13 protein-coding genes are annotated in these 16,362 nt (G+C 41.5%); 8 read left to right on the top strand and 5 right to left on the bottom strand.

Annotated features, from left to right (window positions below; all coding sequences use genetic code 11):
• Nucleotides 1-452 precede the first annotated feature (452 nt).
• The 3 genes from BP621_RS11820 (at nt 453) to BP621_RS11810 (ending at nt 5,180) form a co-directional block, all read left to right on the top strand.
• Nucleotides 453-3,056, top strand: coding sequence for an S-layer protein domain-containing protein (locus BP621_RS11820; protein WP_292390159.1), 2,604 nt, complete (start codon nt 453-455; stop codon nt 3,054-3,056).
• A 305-nt stretch (nt 3,057-3,361) separates the two neighbouring features.
• Nucleotides 3,362-3,817, top strand: coding sequence for a YqaA family protein (locus BP621_RS11815; protein ID WP_292390157.1), 456 nt, complete (start codon nt 3,362-3,364; stop codon nt 3,815-3,817).
• 877 nt (nt 3,818-4,694) lie between these two features.
• Nucleotides 4,695-5,180 carry a hypothetical protein gene (locus BP621_RS11810; protein ID WP_292390156.1) on the top strand — a complete coding sequence of 162 codons (486 nt, stop codon included), beginning with the start codon at nt 4,695-4,697 and terminating at the stop codon, nt 5,178-5,180.
• A 165-nt stretch (nt 5,181-5,345) separates the two neighbouring features.
• On the opposite strand, the gene glmU (BP621_RS11805) is transcribed toward BP621_RS11810, so the two are convergent.
• The 4 genes from glmU (BP621_RS11805) to glmU (BP621_RS11790) all read right to left on the bottom strand — a co-directional run bounded on the left by glmU (BP621_RS11805) (nt 5,346) and on the right by glmU (BP621_RS11790) (nt 11,006).
• Complete coding sequence (glmU, locus tag BP621_RS11805) at nt 5,346-6,539, bottom strand: bifunctional sugar-1-phosphate nucleotidylyltransferase/acetyltransferase (protein WP_292390153.1); 1,194 nt, start codon at nt 6,537-6,539, stop codon at nt 5,346-5,348.
• Entirely contained in the window at nt 6,536-7,840 is a 1,305-nt protein-coding gene (glmM, locus tag BP621_RS11800; protein WP_292390333.1) for a phosphoglucosamine mutase, read from the bottom strand. Before glmM ends, glmU (BP621_RS11805) begins: the two co-directional genes overlap by 4 nt.
• 76 nt (nt 7,841-7,916) lie before the next feature.
• The gene (gene glmS, locus BP621_RS11795) at nt 7,917-9,770 is read right to left on the bottom strand and encodes a glutamine--fructose-6-phosphate transaminase (isomerizing) (RefSeq protein WP_292390152.1); all 1,854 of its coding nucleotides are present in this window, start codon (nt 9,768-9,770) and stop codon (nt 7,917-7,919) included.
• A gap of 18 nt (nt 9,771-9,788) precedes the next feature.
• The gene (glmU, locus tag BP621_RS11790; RefSeq protein WP_292390151.1) at nt 9,789-11,006 is read right to left on the bottom strand and encodes a bifunctional sugar-1-phosphate nucleotidylyltransferase/acetyltransferase; all 1,218 of its coding nucleotides are present in this window, start codon (nt 11,004-11,006) and stop codon (nt 9,789-9,791) included.
• Nucleotides 11,007-11,766: 760 nt separating this feature from the next.
• Here glmU (BP621_RS11790) and BP621_RS11785 point away from each other — a divergent pair.
• From BP621_RS11785 to BP621_RS11765, 5 genes are all read left to right on the top strand, one after another.
• Nucleotides 11,767-12,165: a hypothetical protein gene (locus tag BP621_RS11785; RefSeq protein ID WP_292390150.1), complete on the top strand. Its 399-nt coding sequence runs from the start codon at nt 11,767-11,769 to the stop codon at nt 12,163-12,165.
• Between the two features lie 249 nt (nt 12,166-12,414).
• Complete coding sequence (locus tag BP621_RS11780; protein ID WP_292390148.1) at nt 12,415-12,783, top strand: hypothetical protein; 369 nt, start codon at nt 12,415-12,417, stop codon at nt 12,781-12,783.
• Between the two features lie 504 nt (nt 12,784-13,287).
• Nucleotides 13,288-14,559: a replication protein A gene (locus BP621_RS11775; RefSeq protein WP_292390146.1), complete on the top strand. Its 1,272-nt coding sequence runs from the start codon at nt 13,288-13,290 to the stop codon at nt 14,557-14,559.
• Nucleotides 14,560-15,129, top strand: coding sequence for an RPA family protein (locus BP621_RS11770; RefSeq protein ID WP_292390145.1), 570 nt, complete (start codon nt 14,560-14,562; stop codon nt 15,127-15,129).
• Between the two features lie 296 nt (nt 15,130-15,425).
• Nucleotides 15,426-15,647 carry a hypothetical protein gene (locus BP621_RS11765; RefSeq protein ID WP_292390331.1) on the top strand — a complete coding sequence of 74 codons (222 nt, stop codon included), beginning with the start codon at nt 15,426-15,428 and terminating at the stop codon, nt 15,645-15,647.
• Nucleotides 15,648-15,790: 143 nt separating this feature from the next.
• On the opposite strand, the gene BP621_RS11760 is transcribed toward BP621_RS11765, so the two are convergent.
• The coding region (locus BP621_RS11760) for a metallophosphoesterase (RefSeq protein ID WP_349682077.1) at nt 15,791-16,362 on the bottom strand (572 nt) is incomplete at its 5' end.

Raw genomic sequence — 16,362 nt, 5'->3', positions numbered from 1 at the left:
CAAGTTCAAGTTGATTTTCTAGGAAAAAAGGAATTTTTGAATTTATCTTCAGACCTTTATCTCAAACGTGAATAAAAGCCGACTGTGATAATATATTTTCCTGGCTTTACTCGATTTTCATACTTACAATTATTACCTCTGAATTGTTATGTTATCAAAAATTCTTCTGAAAAGGATTTTAAGGTTTTTACGGCATAGGATTCCTTATTTTATTATCTCTTATTTTTTTATTCCTTGATTTTCAAAAATATTTTATCTAATCTCCAAAAATTTTTTATTTGATGCATGAGATATTAAAAAATACGTATAGTTGAATACCTATTTAACTCAAATAAGCGGGGGTATCCTGTTCAGGGCGTATTCCGGATGTTCAGGAAATTGTTTTCCTATTTTTTCCTTTCGGAGGCCTGAAAGTTACGCTCCCGGTTCATAAAATATAGAGGAGGTTTAATTTGGGGATTAAGAGCTACATCAAGATTTTATGCGTATTTCTTGCATTAGGGTTGCTGTGTCTAAGTGCAGCTGCCCAGGCTTTAGATTCTACAGGCAACCGCATCTGGGATGAAAATGCAACTCAGAACCTTACCTACACATGGACGCCTCAGACTTACTCGGGTTTTTACTATGATCTGGATACCGGAGAAGGTTCCGAGAATCTGACAGTTCAGCTCAGTAAGGGCAGCCGGACAATCGAAGAGGGCAATCTGCAGTACGAAACAGTACCCATACAGACCGATTTTGAGTATGGAAATTGGGGTTCTTATGAAGTTATAGGGTTTATGGCAGAGCGCTACTTTGCAGGATACACCGCAAACTCAAGCTTTGGAAATAAAGAGATTAGCGTTATCTCGGGTGGACAACTTTCAAAAATTCTGATGGACACTGATGATAGGAAATCCCTGTATACGGGTTCCTCTCTTGTTCTTGAAGAAGGATACTCCCTGAACATAGTTGAGGTTGATATTAACGGAAATACCGTCTGGGTACAGCTTGAAAAGGACGGCAAAGTAATCGATGAAGCCTTCCTGTCCTCTAATAGCGACTATGTATATACAGCCGACCTCGGAGATACCGAAGATGTACCCATAATTGCAGTCCATTTTGCCCAGATCTTCAGCGGCAGAGAGACCAATGCGGTTTTCGTGGAAGGGATTTTCCAGATATCAGACCAGTATGTTAAAATCCAGAATGGCGATGAGTTCGGAGAAATGGAGGTAAGTTCCACCTCAAGTTCAGGCATAAAAATGAGAAATAGCGATTCGATCTCGCTTAGCAAGGGCGACATTGTTGATATTATGGGTAAACTGAATTTTGTCGTGGCCGATGCCAATGAACTTCGTTTTGCCCCAATAGTTGAAACCTCCGAGCCCGGAACCTATGAACTAAGGGGAACTGTACACGATGATAAGTTTGATACTATGATCTGGACGCCTTTTAACTTCGAAGGTTTCTATTATAACATCGACGAAAATATTTCCACTGAAAGCCTTACCATTGAAAAACTCGATGGCAGGACAATTAATGATGAAGCCCTTGTCTATTCTACGAAGCCTGCAAATGTCAAATTTGAACATGAGGGCTGGGGAAGTTATGAAGTTATAGGCTTCGTGGCAGAGAAATATTTTGCAGGATATCCTGCAAACACTCTTGGCAACTCTAAGGGCGTAAGTGTACTTTCGGACAGTGTACTTTCAAAAGTTCTGATTGATGACAATGACAAAAAGTCCCTATTTACTGGTTCTTCTTTAGCCCTGGAGAACGGCTACTCCCTTAAAGCAGCCGAGGTCGATGTTAATGGGAAAAGCGTACTTCTCGAGCTTTATAAGAATGGAAAGCTCCTGGACTCGGGAATAGTTTCCCAGAACGGGGACTATGTTTACGAAGCTGATATAGGAGGGGCTAAAGATGTTCCGATGATCGCAGTTCATGTAAGTACGGTCTTCCGTTCCACCGAAACAGATGCCGTATTTGTAGAGGGAATCTTCCAGATCTCGGATGATTATCTGGAAATCTCGGAGGGAGATTCTTTCGGTGAAATGAAAATAACTTCGATTTCCGACTCAGGCATCACAATGAAAAATGAGGACTCAATCTCCCTTTCAAGGGGCGATGTTGTAGACCTTATGGGCAACGTCAAATTCAGGGTCGCCGATGCTTCAGTCCTGCGTTTTTATCCCTTTGTCGAAATCGAGACCGGAGCAGGAGACCAATTGGACATTGAAATGCCCGATGCACTTGCAGTTGGGAAGCCGACCGAAATCCTGGTAAAGGCGAGAAATGTTTCAGTCGGCGGTGTTGAAGTCTCTGTTGGAAACGACAGTATAGGCACTACTGGAGACGGCGGAAATCTCACCTTCACCCCCGGCAAGGAAGGCAGTTTCACTGTAACTGCGAGTCGGGAGGGTTACGTTTCCGGAACTAAGCACGTGGATGTCCTTGCACAGGGTGTCCTGAAACTTTTGGTTTCAGTTTCTCCTGAAACTGTCCGTGTAGGAGACCAGATTAACATAAAGGTAACGGACTCCGTGGAAAACAAGCCTGTTGACGGGGTGGATGTCTTCTTTGGAGGACAGAAAATTGACGCACAGACAGACGCAAAAGGTATCACATCTTACTGGGTTACTGCTCCTGGTACGTATGTGATAAACGCTACAAAGGTTGGTTATGAAGAAGGAGAAACCCAGATCGAGGTGGCGGAGAAAGTAGCACAGTTTACGTTCTCAAACCTCACGATACAGCCTGCTTCAGTTGAAGCCGGAACCGCAGTAAATATCAGGGCGAATGCTATGAACAATGGAGACATCACAGGAGAATCCACAGTGGAACTGCTGGTTAATAACGAATCGGTTGATTCCGAGAATGTAACCCTTAACCCGGGTGAGAACAAGTCAATCGAATTCTCACACACAGAGGATAAGCCAGGGACGTATACTGTTGAAGTAGGAGGCCTGAGCAAAAGTTATGAGGTGACAAAAAGAGCTCCTTTCTTCAGTGGGATGGCTACGCTTGGAATACTTGCCACAGCATTTGTTATCTTGCGGAAGAGAATAAACTAATCAACGCTCTGGATTTCGTATTAAAGCTACGGATTGATCCTAAAAGGTAAACGCGGCTTTAATATAGCTTGAACACCTGTACTGCGGTGGAAGCTGGAAATCAGATTCAAAATTTCCGGCTCTCCACTTCTTTTTTCTGTCTTAATCCTGATTGAAATTCCTTTTTTCTTTGGCCGGAATTCTTGGTTGGAAGTAGAACTTTTACAAAATAGTTGTTGATCTATTACAAGGTTTATTACAAAACAGTGGCCGGTTTGATGCTTGAAACGATAGCTTAAAATACTGAATTACAATTGTAGAACTGAATGCTTGAAGCTTTGAGTACCTTTATTGCCAATTACGGTTACCTGAACCTCTTTGTCCTGAGCTTTCTGGCTTCCACGATTTTGCCTTTAGGCTCGGAAGCGCTGGTGGTAGCTCTCATATATCAGGGCTTTAATCCTTTTGCTGTCGTTCTGGTAGCGACTTCAGGCAATTATCTCGGATCGTGCACAACGTACTATCTAGGGCTAAAAGGGCGTCCGGTACTTGAGAAATTCCTTTCTCCTTCTCCTGAGAAGCTTGAGAAAAGTGAAAAGCTCTTTAAAAAATATGGTCTTTACATTCTTCTTTTCACCTGGGTGCCAGGTATTGGAGACGCGATTACCATGGTTGCCGGGCTTATGCAGCTTCCTTTTCGATATTTTTCTATTTTTGTTTTTCTTGGGAAATTTGGACGTTATTTTGCTATTGCTTATCTAACGGCCTTTTTCAGCAATTGATTCAGGTTTTTCGAGACAAACTTAACCTATTAGTTTTCTCATATTTTATTCCTTTAATTAATTTTTTTTTAATTTTTATCCCTTAAAGTAATTCTTTTCTTCCGTATAATGCATCCAGGTAATTCTTCTCTCTGCGGGAAAAACAGATATCTTTATATAATTCCTGGTACAATATTAAATTGTTAAAACAAATTTAATTGATTTTATTGCTTTAATTTCTTTTTATTGCCTGCCTTCCAGGTCTTTAAAAACGGGCTCAATGTCTGATTATAACCTCCATTTTTATTTTTTTCTCATTTCTTTTCCCTTTTTGCTTTATACACAACTTGACTTTACCTGAAATAAATCTAATTATTTCGATGAATTTTTCTTACTTTTGTTTTTCGGAATTATCTGAGCTTTGAATTTATTGAGCTTACTACATAACCACAATTTGCTTCTTTTAATCAGTTTTTCAGATAAGGCTGGTTTTGCGCTGCGAGGATATTTTGAAACCGTTAATGACTAAAAAGTAAAACAAGAGTAAAATGGCTTTTGGATATATTAATAAAGTAACAGGTTAGCTAGAAGGTTGGTTTGAGATTGGTTATTGTTTAAGAGATTGGTTAATGTTTAAGAGATTGATTATTGTTTAAGAGATTGGTTATTGTTTAAGAGATTGGTTATTGTTTAAGAGATTGATTATTGTTAAAATCCATACGAGATTATGAAAAAAGTATTCCAAACCCCAATTTATACACTCGTGTTATCTTGTTTTCTAATTTTTTGTCCTGCTTCAGTTTAATTTGTGCCAATAACTTTTTTATATTCCTGCCTCTTATTTCCAACTATGTCTCTTTGCAGCAAAACCAGAGCTTTAAGTCTTTTCATTCTTGTTATGCTTTTATTTGTCCCGATAGCAGGAGCAGTCTCGAATGCAGGCGATATCAAAAAAGCTGACCTTTATAAGGCTCCTGAGAATTCTACTACCGAAAATGCTCTCTTTGCAGAACTGAGTGCAAAAGCCGAGTTTTACAACGCGAATTTCGATAAAGTTCCTGAAGTTCTGCAGAGACTTGTAGCCAGTGAGGAAATTGCTGGGAAAATCAAACTAGAGAACGGCGAGATGCTTTATGTGACTTTACTCATGGGGGGAGGACAAATAAGGGATCTTTACAGCTATGCCACTCCTAATGATCCGAACTCAAAGTTTGGGCCTTCTATTACAGTGGAAACCGATGAAAAAACCATTAAAAAAGTGCTTGATTCGAAAGAGCCCTTAAAAGAAGCCGTAAAAAGCATGAATGACGATTCTCTAAAGGTGGAAACCGAAGGACTTTTCCGAAACCTGATGCTCTCAACTTTAAAGACATTTTATAGATAAAATAGATTTATTCCTGAGCTTTAGAAATAATTAATTTGAAACACCCCTTTCCTTTCCGGGAAAAGGGAGTTCTATTTTCTTCTAAAAATTTCTAGGTTTAGTTTTCAAAATTCCTGATTTGTTTTAAGAACTTCTGATTTTATCTTCCTGAATCTTGATCCCAAGTCAACGTTTGACAACCTCTCCAGGATATGTATATCTTCCTTTTTCCATTATCGTGCCAATATTTATACTTGTATTGATGCCAGTATGCACGTCATCTCCCATAATCACTCCGAGTTTTCTCCTTCCCGAGTCAATAATTCTGCTTTTTACCATTACTTTTATATTTTTCCCGTCATGGCGGAGGTTTGCAACCTTCGTACCCGCTCCAAAGTTGCATCGGTGTCCGATAATGCTGTCTCCGACATAACTCAGGTGTCCCACGTGAGTACCTTCCATGATAATCGAATTTTTTATTTCTACAGCGTTTCCCACCCTAACATGGTTTCCGATTGCAGTAGAAGGGCGGATAAAACAGTTAGGCCCGATATCGCAGTTCTCTCCTATTATTACTGGGCCTTCGATATAAGAGCCGTTTCTGACAAGAGTGTCCTTTCCGATTACAACCTCTCCTTTTATAGTCGCATTCAGTTCCACGGTACCTTCGCAGCTGCTCTCAAGGCCTTTTAGGAGGTACTCATTTGCTTTCAGGAGGTCCCAGGGATATCCTATATCTATCCATCTGCCTTCGAGGGAACTATAACCCACAGCTGCTCCACTGTCGATCAGCATCTGGATGGAGTCCGTAATCTCAAACTCATTTCTCACTGAGGTCTGGGTTCTGTCAATAAAGTCAAAAATAGAGTCCCTGAAGAGATATATTCCGGCATTTGCAAGGTTAGTAGGAGGATTTTTAGGTTTTTCTATTATCCTGATAACTCTACTACTATCGGTTTCAAGTACTCCGAAATCCGACGGGTTTTCTACCTCCTTTACACAGATGACAGCTTCCTCTGTCCTTGAAACCAGGGCTTTTAAGTCCTCCTGTTCTATGAGCATGTCTCCGTTAAGTACAAGGAAAGCCCCGTCAACATAGCCTTTTGCACAGCCTATAGCATTTGCAGTCCCTAGTTGCTCCTTCTGCTGTACGTACTCTATGCTTACTCCCCATTTGCTTCCATCTCCGAAGTACTCCTTTATCTGCTTTTCGAGATAACCGGTAATGAAGATAAAGCCTTGAATGCCTGCTCCTATGGCTGAATTTAGTATATGTTCGAGGATGGGCTTATTTGCAACCTGGAGCATGACTTTAGGACAGCCGGAAGTTAGAGGTTCCATCCTTGTGCCTTTACCTGCCACAAGGACAACCGCTTTCATTCAAGTGCCTCCTTTACTATCTTTTCAGCCATCTCGAAAATCTCATCAACGTTTTCCCGGGCCTCAGCCGTGATTCTAACTTTTGCTTCAGTGCCCGAGGGGCGGACAAGTACCCAGCCGTTTTCCATCTCCACGCGAATGCCGTCTATATCAAGAACTTTTCCCAGGGGCTCGAGTTTAGCCTTAACTTTTTTCATAAACTCTGTCTTCTTCTCGTTTGCGCAGGGGAAAGCTTCTCTTTTTGTGGCATACCTGGGAAGCTCTTCTCGAAGCTCGCTTAATTTCTTCTCCTTTACAATCTCGACAAGTTTTGCTGCTGCGTAAATCCCATCCGGACAGTATGAAATCTTCGGGAAAATCCAGCTTCCTGAAGGTTCGCCTCCATAGATAGCACCGCACTGTTTTATGCCCTCTGCGACGTAAACGTCCCCGACTCTTGTCCTCACAATCTCCGAACCCTGAAGGGAATCGTCAACCATCATTGAAGTGTCCACAGGCACGACGACCGTTCCTTTCCTACCACTGCACTCATATCGCCCGAAAATTGCAAGCATTTCGTCTCCTGAAACAAAGTTGCCTTTCTCATCCACTGCCATCATCCTGTCCGCATCGCCATCATGTGCAATTCCAAGATTAGCCCCGAAATCTACAACAGCTTTTTTGAGCATGGAAAGGTTTTCATCGTTTGGCTCAGGTTTTCTCGCAGGGAAGTGGCCATCAGGCTGAGCGTTCAGGGTTATTACCTCACAGCCCAGCTCCTGAAGGAGATAAGGAGTAATTGTTCCTCCTGCCCCACATCCGCAGTCCAGTACGACTTTCAGGCTGGAATTTCCTACAAGTTTTTTGATCATATTCATATGAGCCCGGATAGCGCTTCCGTCTTCCTCAAATTTGCCTATCAGGTTCCAGGGAACCCTGGAAAAGTCCTTATCTTCAATCGCCTTTTCGATCTCTTCCTGCTGTGCCGAGTCAAAGGCCATGCCGTCAGGATTCCATAGTTTGATCCCTACATACTCCGAGGGATTATGGGAAGCGGTAACCATTACACCGCATTCGTATTCTCTGGCTGCATATGCCAGGGTTGGGGTAGATACAAGGCCTATCTCTGTAACAGCACAGCCTGCTGCAGTCATTCCTGCAATCAGGGCATGTTCGATCATAGGGGCCGAAACTCTAGGGTCCCTCCCGATAACTGCAGTCTTTTTACGGCTTCCCAATACAAGCCCTACGTTAAGTGCAAGTTCGGGCGTAATTTCTTTGTTTGCTATCCCTCTTATTCCTGAAGATCCGAAGAGTTTCATATATCCCATTCCGAAATTTCCTGAAGTGTATTTTCTTGAATTCTTTGATTTTTTGATCTAATTTTCTGCCTTTCCATTATTCCACGGTAACACTTTTTGCAAGATTGCGTGGTTTGTCAATCGAGCATCCCCGCGCAAGAGCAGTATAATAAGCAAGCAGTTGGAGGACTACAACACTGAGTAGCGGAGAAAGCAGTTCGCTACTTTGAGGAATTGTAAGGACAACATCCGCATATTTTCCAATCTCGGTATCTTTGTTATCTGCCACTGCAATAACCGTAGCATCCCTGGCCTTTACTTCCTTTATATTGCTCAACACCTTATCGTAAGTCTGCCCTCTTGTTGCAATGGTAACTACAGGGGTTCCTTTCTCAAGCAGGGCAATCGGTCCATGCTTAAGTTCGCCTGCGGCAAAACCCTCAGCATGCAAATATGAAATCTCTTTTAACTTGAGAGCACCTTCAAGAGCAATCGGATAGTTAAGGTGCCTGCCGAGGAAGAAATAGTTATTTGCGTGAGCAAAATTCTCCGCACATTCCTTCACTGCTTCTTTCTGGTTAAGGATCTGCTGAATCTGACCTGGTATTTTTCTTAGACCTGTAATGAATCCTTTTACATAATTAGGACTTAGCTTGCCTCTTGATAGTGCGAACTTTACGGCAAGTAGATAAAGAAGTGTAAGCTGGGTACTGAAGGTCTTGGTCGCGGCAACTCCTATCTCAGGTCCTGCTCTGGTATAGAGTACACTGTTAACTTCTCTTGTAATGGTGCTCCCTACAACGTTTGTAATCGCAAGCGTAGGGCAGTTGTAGGACATTATTTCCCTAACAGCCGCGAGGGTATCTGCAGTCTCTCCTGATTGGGTGATTGCAATGGCAAGAGTTCCATCGCTTATAACTGGGCTTCTGTACCTGTATTCCGAGCATATATCTATATCGCAGTGAATTCCTGCAAGCTGCTCAAAAAGGTATTTTCCAAGCAGTCCTGCGTGCCAGGAGGTTCCACATGCCAGAATCTGAACCCTTGAGAGCTTCTTTATCTCATCCTCTGTCATATTAAGTTCTTTGAGAGAAATCGTTCCCTCAAGCTCCGAAACCTTTCCTGCGAGTGTATTATGAATCGCACTAACCTGTTCGTGGATCTCCTTGAGCATGAAGTGTTCGTAACCGGCTTTTTCAGCAGCTTCAAAGTCCCACTCAATCTTTTCTATCTTCTTTTCGCGGACTTTTCCTTCTCTGTCAAAGATCTCTACACTGGTAGGAGTCATAACTGCGGTTTCAAAGTCATTTACGAAAATGACATCCCTTGTATAATTCAAAAAAGCTGTTACATCCGATGCGGCAAAGTTCTCTCCCTTGCCGAGTCCTATAACAAGTGGGCTGTCTTTCCGGGCAAGCACGAGTTTTCCTTGTTCGTCAGCACAGAGAACTGCAAGGGCATAAGAACCTTCAATCTCTTTTAGCGCTTCCCGCAGTCCTGTAAGAAGTTCGCATTTTGCTTCTCTTCCATCGGGCTTTCCGTATATGTGCTTATGCAGGAGGTGTGCGACAACTTCGGTATCAGTTTCCGATTTAAATTCATATCCTTCTGCAGTCAGTTGCTCTTTCAATGCCATGTAGTTCTCTATGATTCCGTTATGTACAACCGAGATCTTACATGGATTTCCGGAGGTATGCGGATGAGCATTTATTGTGCTGGGTCGTCCGTGGGTTGCCCAGCGGGTATGCCCTATTCCAATGTTGCCACTTATTCTGTCTGGGATTGTGGCTTCAAGGTTTACAATTTTACCTACTGACTTATAAGTATCGATTCCGCTGCCCAGAATTGAAATTCCAGCAGAATCATATCCACGGTACTCGAGTTTTTTGAGAGATTCTATGATGACAGGTGCAGCAGAGTTTTCCCCTGCATATCCTACAATTCCACACATTTTTCCACCTTTTTAGGATTAAAGAACAACCGAATGACGGGACAGATCCCTGTATATGGTATTTCCAGATTCAACCTGACAGTCAACAGCTATTGTTACTCCGGCCTTCACAAGTATGCTATTCCCAATCCGGTTGTCGTCTCCGAAGATGGTGCCGAGTTTGGGAGCTCGATGAATAGTTCCGTTCATAATAATCGACAGACCTTCTTTTTCTTCAACAAAGAAACCTGAGCCAATTGTATTGTTGCTTCCAATTATGGAATTAGAGATTTGCCCATGCGAGTATATCCTGCAGTCATTCATTATTATGCTGTTCTGTATTTCGGTAAATGACCTGATCGATACATTGTCTCCTATTGTTGTGGAGGGCAGAATAACTACATTGGGGCCGATATCGCAATTTTCACCTATGACTACAGGGCCTACAATGTAAGTTCCTGAACGAATCCTAGTATTCTTTCCTACTGCCACCTTTCCACTGAGGAAAACTCCCTTTTCAATTTCTCCTTCAAGCTCCAGGTTCCTGGAGGAATTTAAGACTATGGCATTTGCTTTTAATAGATCCCAAGCATGGACAGCATCAAGCCATTTTGATTCGGTGGGAACGGAAGTAACGATTTTCCCTTCGTCAATCATAAGCTGGAGAGTATCGGTTATTGCATATTCTCCGTTTTCGGATATCGGGGTCTTTTCAATGGTTTCAAAGACTTGCGGCGTAAAAATGTAAATTCCGGTATTTACAATACGGCTCAGGTCTCCAGGCCTTTTTTCCAGGATTTTTGTAACTCTCTTTTTTTCTTTAAGAACCACACCATAACCCGTGGTCTCTTCCATCCGAACAGTCAGAAGGCTTGCATCTCCTTCATAATTATTCAGAAGGTCCGCTATAGTTTTCGGTTCCACCAAGTTGTCTCCATTGAGCACAAGAAATTCTGAGTCCTCGGGGCCAATCCACTTTTTTGCCTGCTCAATTGCATGTGCAGTACCCAGCTGAGCTTTCTGTTCAACGTACTTTATTTTTACTCCTAAATTCAGCCCGTCTTCAAAATAGTCCATTATGCGTTCTTTTTTATATCCAACAATCAATATAATGTCAGTTATTCCATTTTTTTCAAGCGAACCTATTACATGCTCTAAAATAGGCCTGTTGGCTATAGGAAGCATTACTTTCGAACGAGTTAGAGTAAGAGGCCTGCAGCGCAGCCCTTCTCCTGCTGCAAGGATAATAGCTTTCATAATTTAAAGAACCTTTTTTAGAATTTATACATTACCTTCAAAAGTTTTAAACAAGATTACTATTCTTAAATATATCTAGAGTACGGTGTCTGTATAAGGGACAGCTAACAATAAAAAAGTAATCCCTCTATAATTAAGAAATAAGTTCTTCTACAGGATAAACAACTCTATAATATAAATTCAGAAACTCTAAAAAGAATTCTATCCCATTTTTAGCTTTTACAGGGCATTTATCTTTTTGAAGGCATCGAAACTTATTTATCTCATAACTTAGGCATGTATTTCCTACTTTTTATGCCTTATGCTTCCTAACCTTTGAGAAGCAGGGCAATTCTTGAAGAACTTTTTCTACCATTATTTTAATCAACTACTACACATTTGATAAATAGTCGCGACAACTCTCATAAAATATTGGTATAATTTTTGAAATCCTTCAAAGTGCTCTATATCCTATAAATCCAAAAAATAAAAAACCTTAAATAGTATTGAAGTATCTGGAAAATCTATTATGGAGTAACTTTTTCGGTCAGCCCTGAGAATCTGCGTTAATATATTTGATTTTCTCATTTCTCTTTTTCTGAACTCGATTCTTCAATACACCATAGAATATGAATATATCTTCGATAACCGTAATTAACAGTTTTTCTTAGTCAGTTTATTTAATCTCAAAAAGTGGCGACAGTCTAAATAATCAAAAATTAAATCTTTATAAAGTGATTCTTATCGTGGAGGGTAAAAAGTAAAGGACTCTTGGCGAGAGATGCCAGGTCGTTTCAGAGATATACGGGCAAATGTTGATGGTCGTGTTGACGATCATACTGCTGCGTCACTGGTGTATCCCAATATTCCGGAAAGTTCATCCAGGGCAAATCTCTTGATCGAAGCCCATAATTTCTCGCAAAATGAGACGACGTCAACGCAGAATGCAACGAAGCCAGGCAGTTATTTAACTGAGGCTTCTTCAGGGTTCGGGGACAGTATTTCTCCTGCAGGAAAAACATATATGCTTGCTGGCAGCAACGTAATCTTCAGTATAACGCCTGCTGACAACTATAAAGTTCTTGAAGTTCTAGTGGACGGGAATCCCGTTGGGCCGGTTCCACCTATATCTTCAATAATCTGTTTTCCAGCCATAGTATCCAGGCGAGTTTTAACGTGAATTTTAATGTGATAGACAACAATACGGTAGTACCGACGGGCAACTTCACGGTCAATGCAACTGTACCTGGTTGTGCTTTTATTAGGGAAGCTGATGTGCATGGTCAAAGAACGATGGTAGCGTTTCCAATTACTTGCTGCCTCAAGTTAGGGAATTATACTTAAAATCCCTGGGAGATTACATGAATCCATCGAATGGGAATTCACTAATAAAGGAAATCCTTGCTTCTGGGAATCTCCAATTTCCTTTATGGCAGATACGAATGTAACGGTCGAGGCTTGTTCCTGGGAATATGATAACCTGCAAAAAATCCTTACAGTTAGCACTTCGGTTCATCCGTCCAATTTCAAGGTTCTTAAGAATGGAGACTGTGTTCCTGATATCTCCGGATTTCAATATCAAGACTCAATTGAAAAATTTGTAAAGAAAAATGTCGATAACGGTAGTATCAAGCTCAAGGAAAATGAAGCTATATATATTTTTGAGCTGGGTAATGAAAACCTGAGCAGCTCTGGTGCTGATTTTCAGGATCTTGTCGTTTTGATTTCAGTAAACGGAGTCGAACCCCCAGAGTCTGCACTTTATACAAAATATAAAAAAAATTATATTAAATGCTAATTTAATATGTGTATGTAACATTAATTAAGTTTTTATTTTTTGACTCCATATTTAGCGGCATTTCATGGTGCGATTTTAAAGGTACCAAAAGTAACTTTTTGATCAAATAGACAATTGTAGATCACTTTTTTGCATTTAACGTATTTTAGTCAATTTTGGCAAAACCTCAAATAAGTTTAAGTACAGCATGCACTCATAGTCTCTTTAAAAAATTTGAATGAAAACTTGAAGTAACTTCAAAATTGAACTCAAGCAGGACGCAGGTATTATGCATTAGGAATTTAAAAACAGTTCTAAAATAATAGTTTCCCCTTCATAAGAGTGAGTCTCAGGGGCCAATTCTTCAGGGTTTCGTAGTCTTTAATAAGAGCTATACTGTATACTGATTGCGGCCTTACTATCAATACTTTCACTCTGCTTTCCTTAACTTTATATGCTGTGGCGTTATAGTTTAAAACGCCTCTCTATACAATAAAGATAAACAAGAGGCTTGAGGTAGGAAGAATGAAACAAATAGCTGAATCTATTCGAGATCGATTTTTAAAGCTTGGCATCGATGTACCTGTAGAGGATATCGAAAACAGACTTGACGAACTGATTACGAAATTTAAAGTTCCTTCAAACGAGGCCCAGCGCAGCGTGACCAATTACTTTTTGAAGAAATACTCTATTCCTAAAAATGAATTTTATGTCAGGCAGGCTGAACCGCATCTTACAAAGATTATAGATATTTTGGAAAATGGGCAGTGGGCAAACCTTAAGGCAAAGGTTGTCCAGCTCTGGGAAAATACTCATGAGTCCATCTCTCAGGTAGGGCTCCTGGGGGATGAAACGGGAATTATAAAGTTTACCGCATGGAAAAATGCCGAATTGCCTGAGCTTGAACAGGGAGAGAGTTATTTCTTCAGGAGCGTTGTTGTAGGAGAGTACAATGGTAGGTTCCAGGTTCAGCTTAACAAGAATACTTCTATAGAAAAACTGGATGAGACCATTGTAGTTGGAGGCGGGGACTTCATACCAGCTCCAAGAGAGTCTGAACTCAGGAACGTCTCCGACCTTGCTGGAGGCCAGTGGACTACAGTCAAAGGAAAAGTGGTTCAGCTATGGGAAAACTCTCACGAATCGATTGAGCAGGCAGGGCTTATAGGGGATCCTACAGGGGTTATCAAATTCACTAACTGGGCCAGTTCCGAACTTCCTGACATGGAAGAGGGCAAGAGCTACATGTTAAAAAATGTAGTTGTCAACGAATGGGGCGGTAAGATCCAGATCCAGCTTAACAGGTCAAGTTCCATAGAAGAACTTGACGAAGATATCAAAGTCGGCTCCTTAACTTCCACATACTTCGGAGCAATGGTGGATATTCAGACCGGTTCAGGCCTCATAAAACGCTGCCCTGAGTGTAAAAGGGCTCTGGTTAAGGGTGCCTGTCCAGAGCATGGAAAAGTAAAGGGGGAATACGACCTGAGGATAAAAGCGGTTCTGGATTCCGGAACTTCTACTCAGGATGCCCTGATTAACAGAGAACTTACTGAGGAGCTTGCAGGACTTTCTCTCGATACTGCAATTGCAATGGCCGCAGATGCCCTTGATCCCGGGGTGGTGCTGGATAAATTAAAACAGGAGCTGCTGGGCAGGTACTATACCGTAACCGGGCACAAGCTTGATCGCTATATCCTTGTGGATTCCATTACTCCCAAGACTTCTCTGGATAGAGATATGCTTGATGAAATGCTTACGCTTAATGAAACTCTTACCAAGCCGGAGGTGCAGTAAATGCCAGGCTTTTTCAGAGAAGCAGCCCGCAGGGTTTTTGCCCAGGAATTGAAGGATTCGAACCTGACCTCAAGGGACGAAAGTGATCAATATGCTCCACAGTACGTCCTGACGCCCACAGGAGCTAAAGTAAATCGAATCTTCATTGTTGGCACACTTATCGAAAAGGAAGATATCGGTACTGATTCCGAATACTGGAGGGGAAGGGTTTCAGATCCCACAGGTTCCTTCCTGGTCTATGCCGGACAGTACCAACCTGAAGCAGCTCAATTCCTTGCCGAGTGTGAACTGCCAGCTTTTGTAGCAATTGTGGGCAAAACTAGCACATATACTACAGATGATGGAAATGTCCTGACTTCTATCCGTCCCGAGTCTATCCAGCAGGTAGATGAACTTACCCGGAACCTCTGGGTGCTTGATACTGCAAAGCAGACTCTTGAGAGGATAAGGGCAGTTGAGGCAGAGGAAGATCAAAACTCAAAAATTGCAAAAGAACACTATTCGACTGATACCAGTTACTACCGTGCAATAGTCAAAAAGGCTCTTGAGTCCCTCAAAGAAATGGAATGAAATCGAAAAGAATAAAAACCATACTATCAAAATCGGGGGTAAATACCCCTTAATCTTTTTATTCAGAAAATCAACGTTATTCTCAAAAATCTTTACTCTTTTTTCTCTTTTTTCCCGAGTTTTCTATTTAATTTTAAACTTCTTCTATATTAAATAAGCAGTTCTTGTTGTCAACAACCTCAGAGTCAGAAGAGGGAAAATATACATAAATAAACGAGACATGGTATAAAATAAGTAACTTGTGTTTGAATGAAACTCAGGGGTAAAATAATTAAATTGATATGCGAGATGATCCTGTGAAAACCTATCTTCTGGTCTGGTTCAGCAGTGAAGGAGCCCGTCCGTCAGAAATAAACCAACGTCTAATGTCTCTGGGATTTGAACCCATGAAGGGCAGCTACGATTTTGTATACAACTGGAATAGCAATGTCAGTGTTGAGAAAATTCTCGAATTTGGAGATAAGGTATATCTAAGCCTTCAGGGCACAGGTGCCATGTTCAAACTGGAAACATTGTAAACCTAGCTTGCGTTGAATACCCTAACCCTGCTTAGCAAGGCATATGCCGGATCTCAAGCAGCAAATAAGCTACTGCTCAGGGTTATTCTACAGGATAGTCCAGATTGTGATTCTCTTCAGCAGTCCCTACCAGTTTCAGATGCTTAAGCCTTTTTATTGTTCTGGTTTTCTTCCTGCTTGCGTTTTTCCAGGGAATCCCGGAACTTTATATAGTCACAGGTATCTCCCTCAAGAGCAATTATCCTACCGTTAATATTTCCTTTTTCGATTACGAGTTCTACAACACTTGGGTTTGACATTCTGGGTCTGGTAGGAGAACCGGGACAAACAAGCACAATATCCCTTTTCTCTATCAAGGGCCGGTGAAGGTGACCGAAAATCAGAATGTCTACCTCCATTTCTTTTGCGAGGTAACCCTGCGCAGTTGTATCTGTAACCGAAAGTCCTGCCTCATGCACAACTCCAATTTTTACACCGTTGACCTCGAATTTCAGTCTTTCGGGAAGGAGTCTTTTAAGCTCGGAAGTGTCATCATTTCCAAAAACTGCCTTCAATTTGCCGGTGGCGTTGAAAGCCTGATAGGCTTCCATAGTACTAAAGTCCCCGGCATGAACTATAATATCACACTCTTCAAGGAATGTTTGAAGTTGCGGAGGAATCACTCCGGTCTTCAGATGAGTATCGGAAAGCGCGATCAGCTTCATGGATAAATCTC

The organism is Methanosarcina sp. UBA5, from assembly GCF_002505485.1.
In the GTDB taxonomy this organism is placed as follows: Archaea; Halobacteriota; Methanosarcinia; order Methanosarcinales; family Methanosarcinaceae; genus Methanosarcina.
This window is presented reverse-complemented; position numbering and strand designations above follow the sequence as displayed.

Excerpts from the sequence above, each read along its gene's own strand:
- BP621_RS11815 (WP_292390157.1), top strand. The coding sequence starts at position 3,362 with ATGCTTGAAGCTTTGAGTACCTTTATTGCCAATTACGGTTACCTGAAC.
- BP621_RS11810 (WP_292390156.1), top strand. The coding sequence starts at position 4,695 with ATGCTTTTATTTGTCCCGATAGCAGGAGCAGTCTCGAATGCAGGCGAT.
- glmU (WP_292390153.1), bottom strand. The coding sequence starts at position 6,539 with ATGAAAGCGGTTGTCCTTGTGGCAGGTAAAGGCACAAGGATGGAACCT.
- glmM (WP_292390333.1), bottom strand. The coding sequence starts at position 7,840 with ATGAAACTCTTCGGATCTTCAGGAATAAGAGGGATAGCAAACAAAGAA.
- glmS (WP_292390152.1), bottom strand. The coding sequence starts at position 9,770 with ATGTGTGGAATTGTAGGATATGCAGGGGAAAACTCTGCTGCACCTGTC.
- glmU (WP_292390151.1), bottom strand. The coding sequence starts at position 11,006 with ATGAAAGCTATTATCCTTGCAGCAGGAGAAGGGCTGCGCTGCAGGCCT.
- BP621_RS11785 (WP_292390150.1), top strand. The coding sequence starts at position 11,767 with ATGCCAGGTCGTTTCAGAGATATACGGGCAAATGTTGATGGTCGTGTT.
- BP621_RS11780 (WP_292390148.1), top strand. The coding sequence starts at position 12,415 with ATGGCAGATACGAATGTAACGGTCGAGGCTTGTTCCTGGGAATATGAT.
- BP621_RS11775 (WP_292390146.1), top strand. The coding sequence starts at position 13,288 with ATGAAACAAATAGCTGAATCTATTCGAGATCGATTTTTAAAGCTTGGC.
- BP621_RS11770 (WP_292390145.1), top strand. The coding sequence starts at position 14,560 with ATGCCAGGCTTTTTCAGAGAAGCAGCCCGCAGGGTTTTTGCCCAGGAA.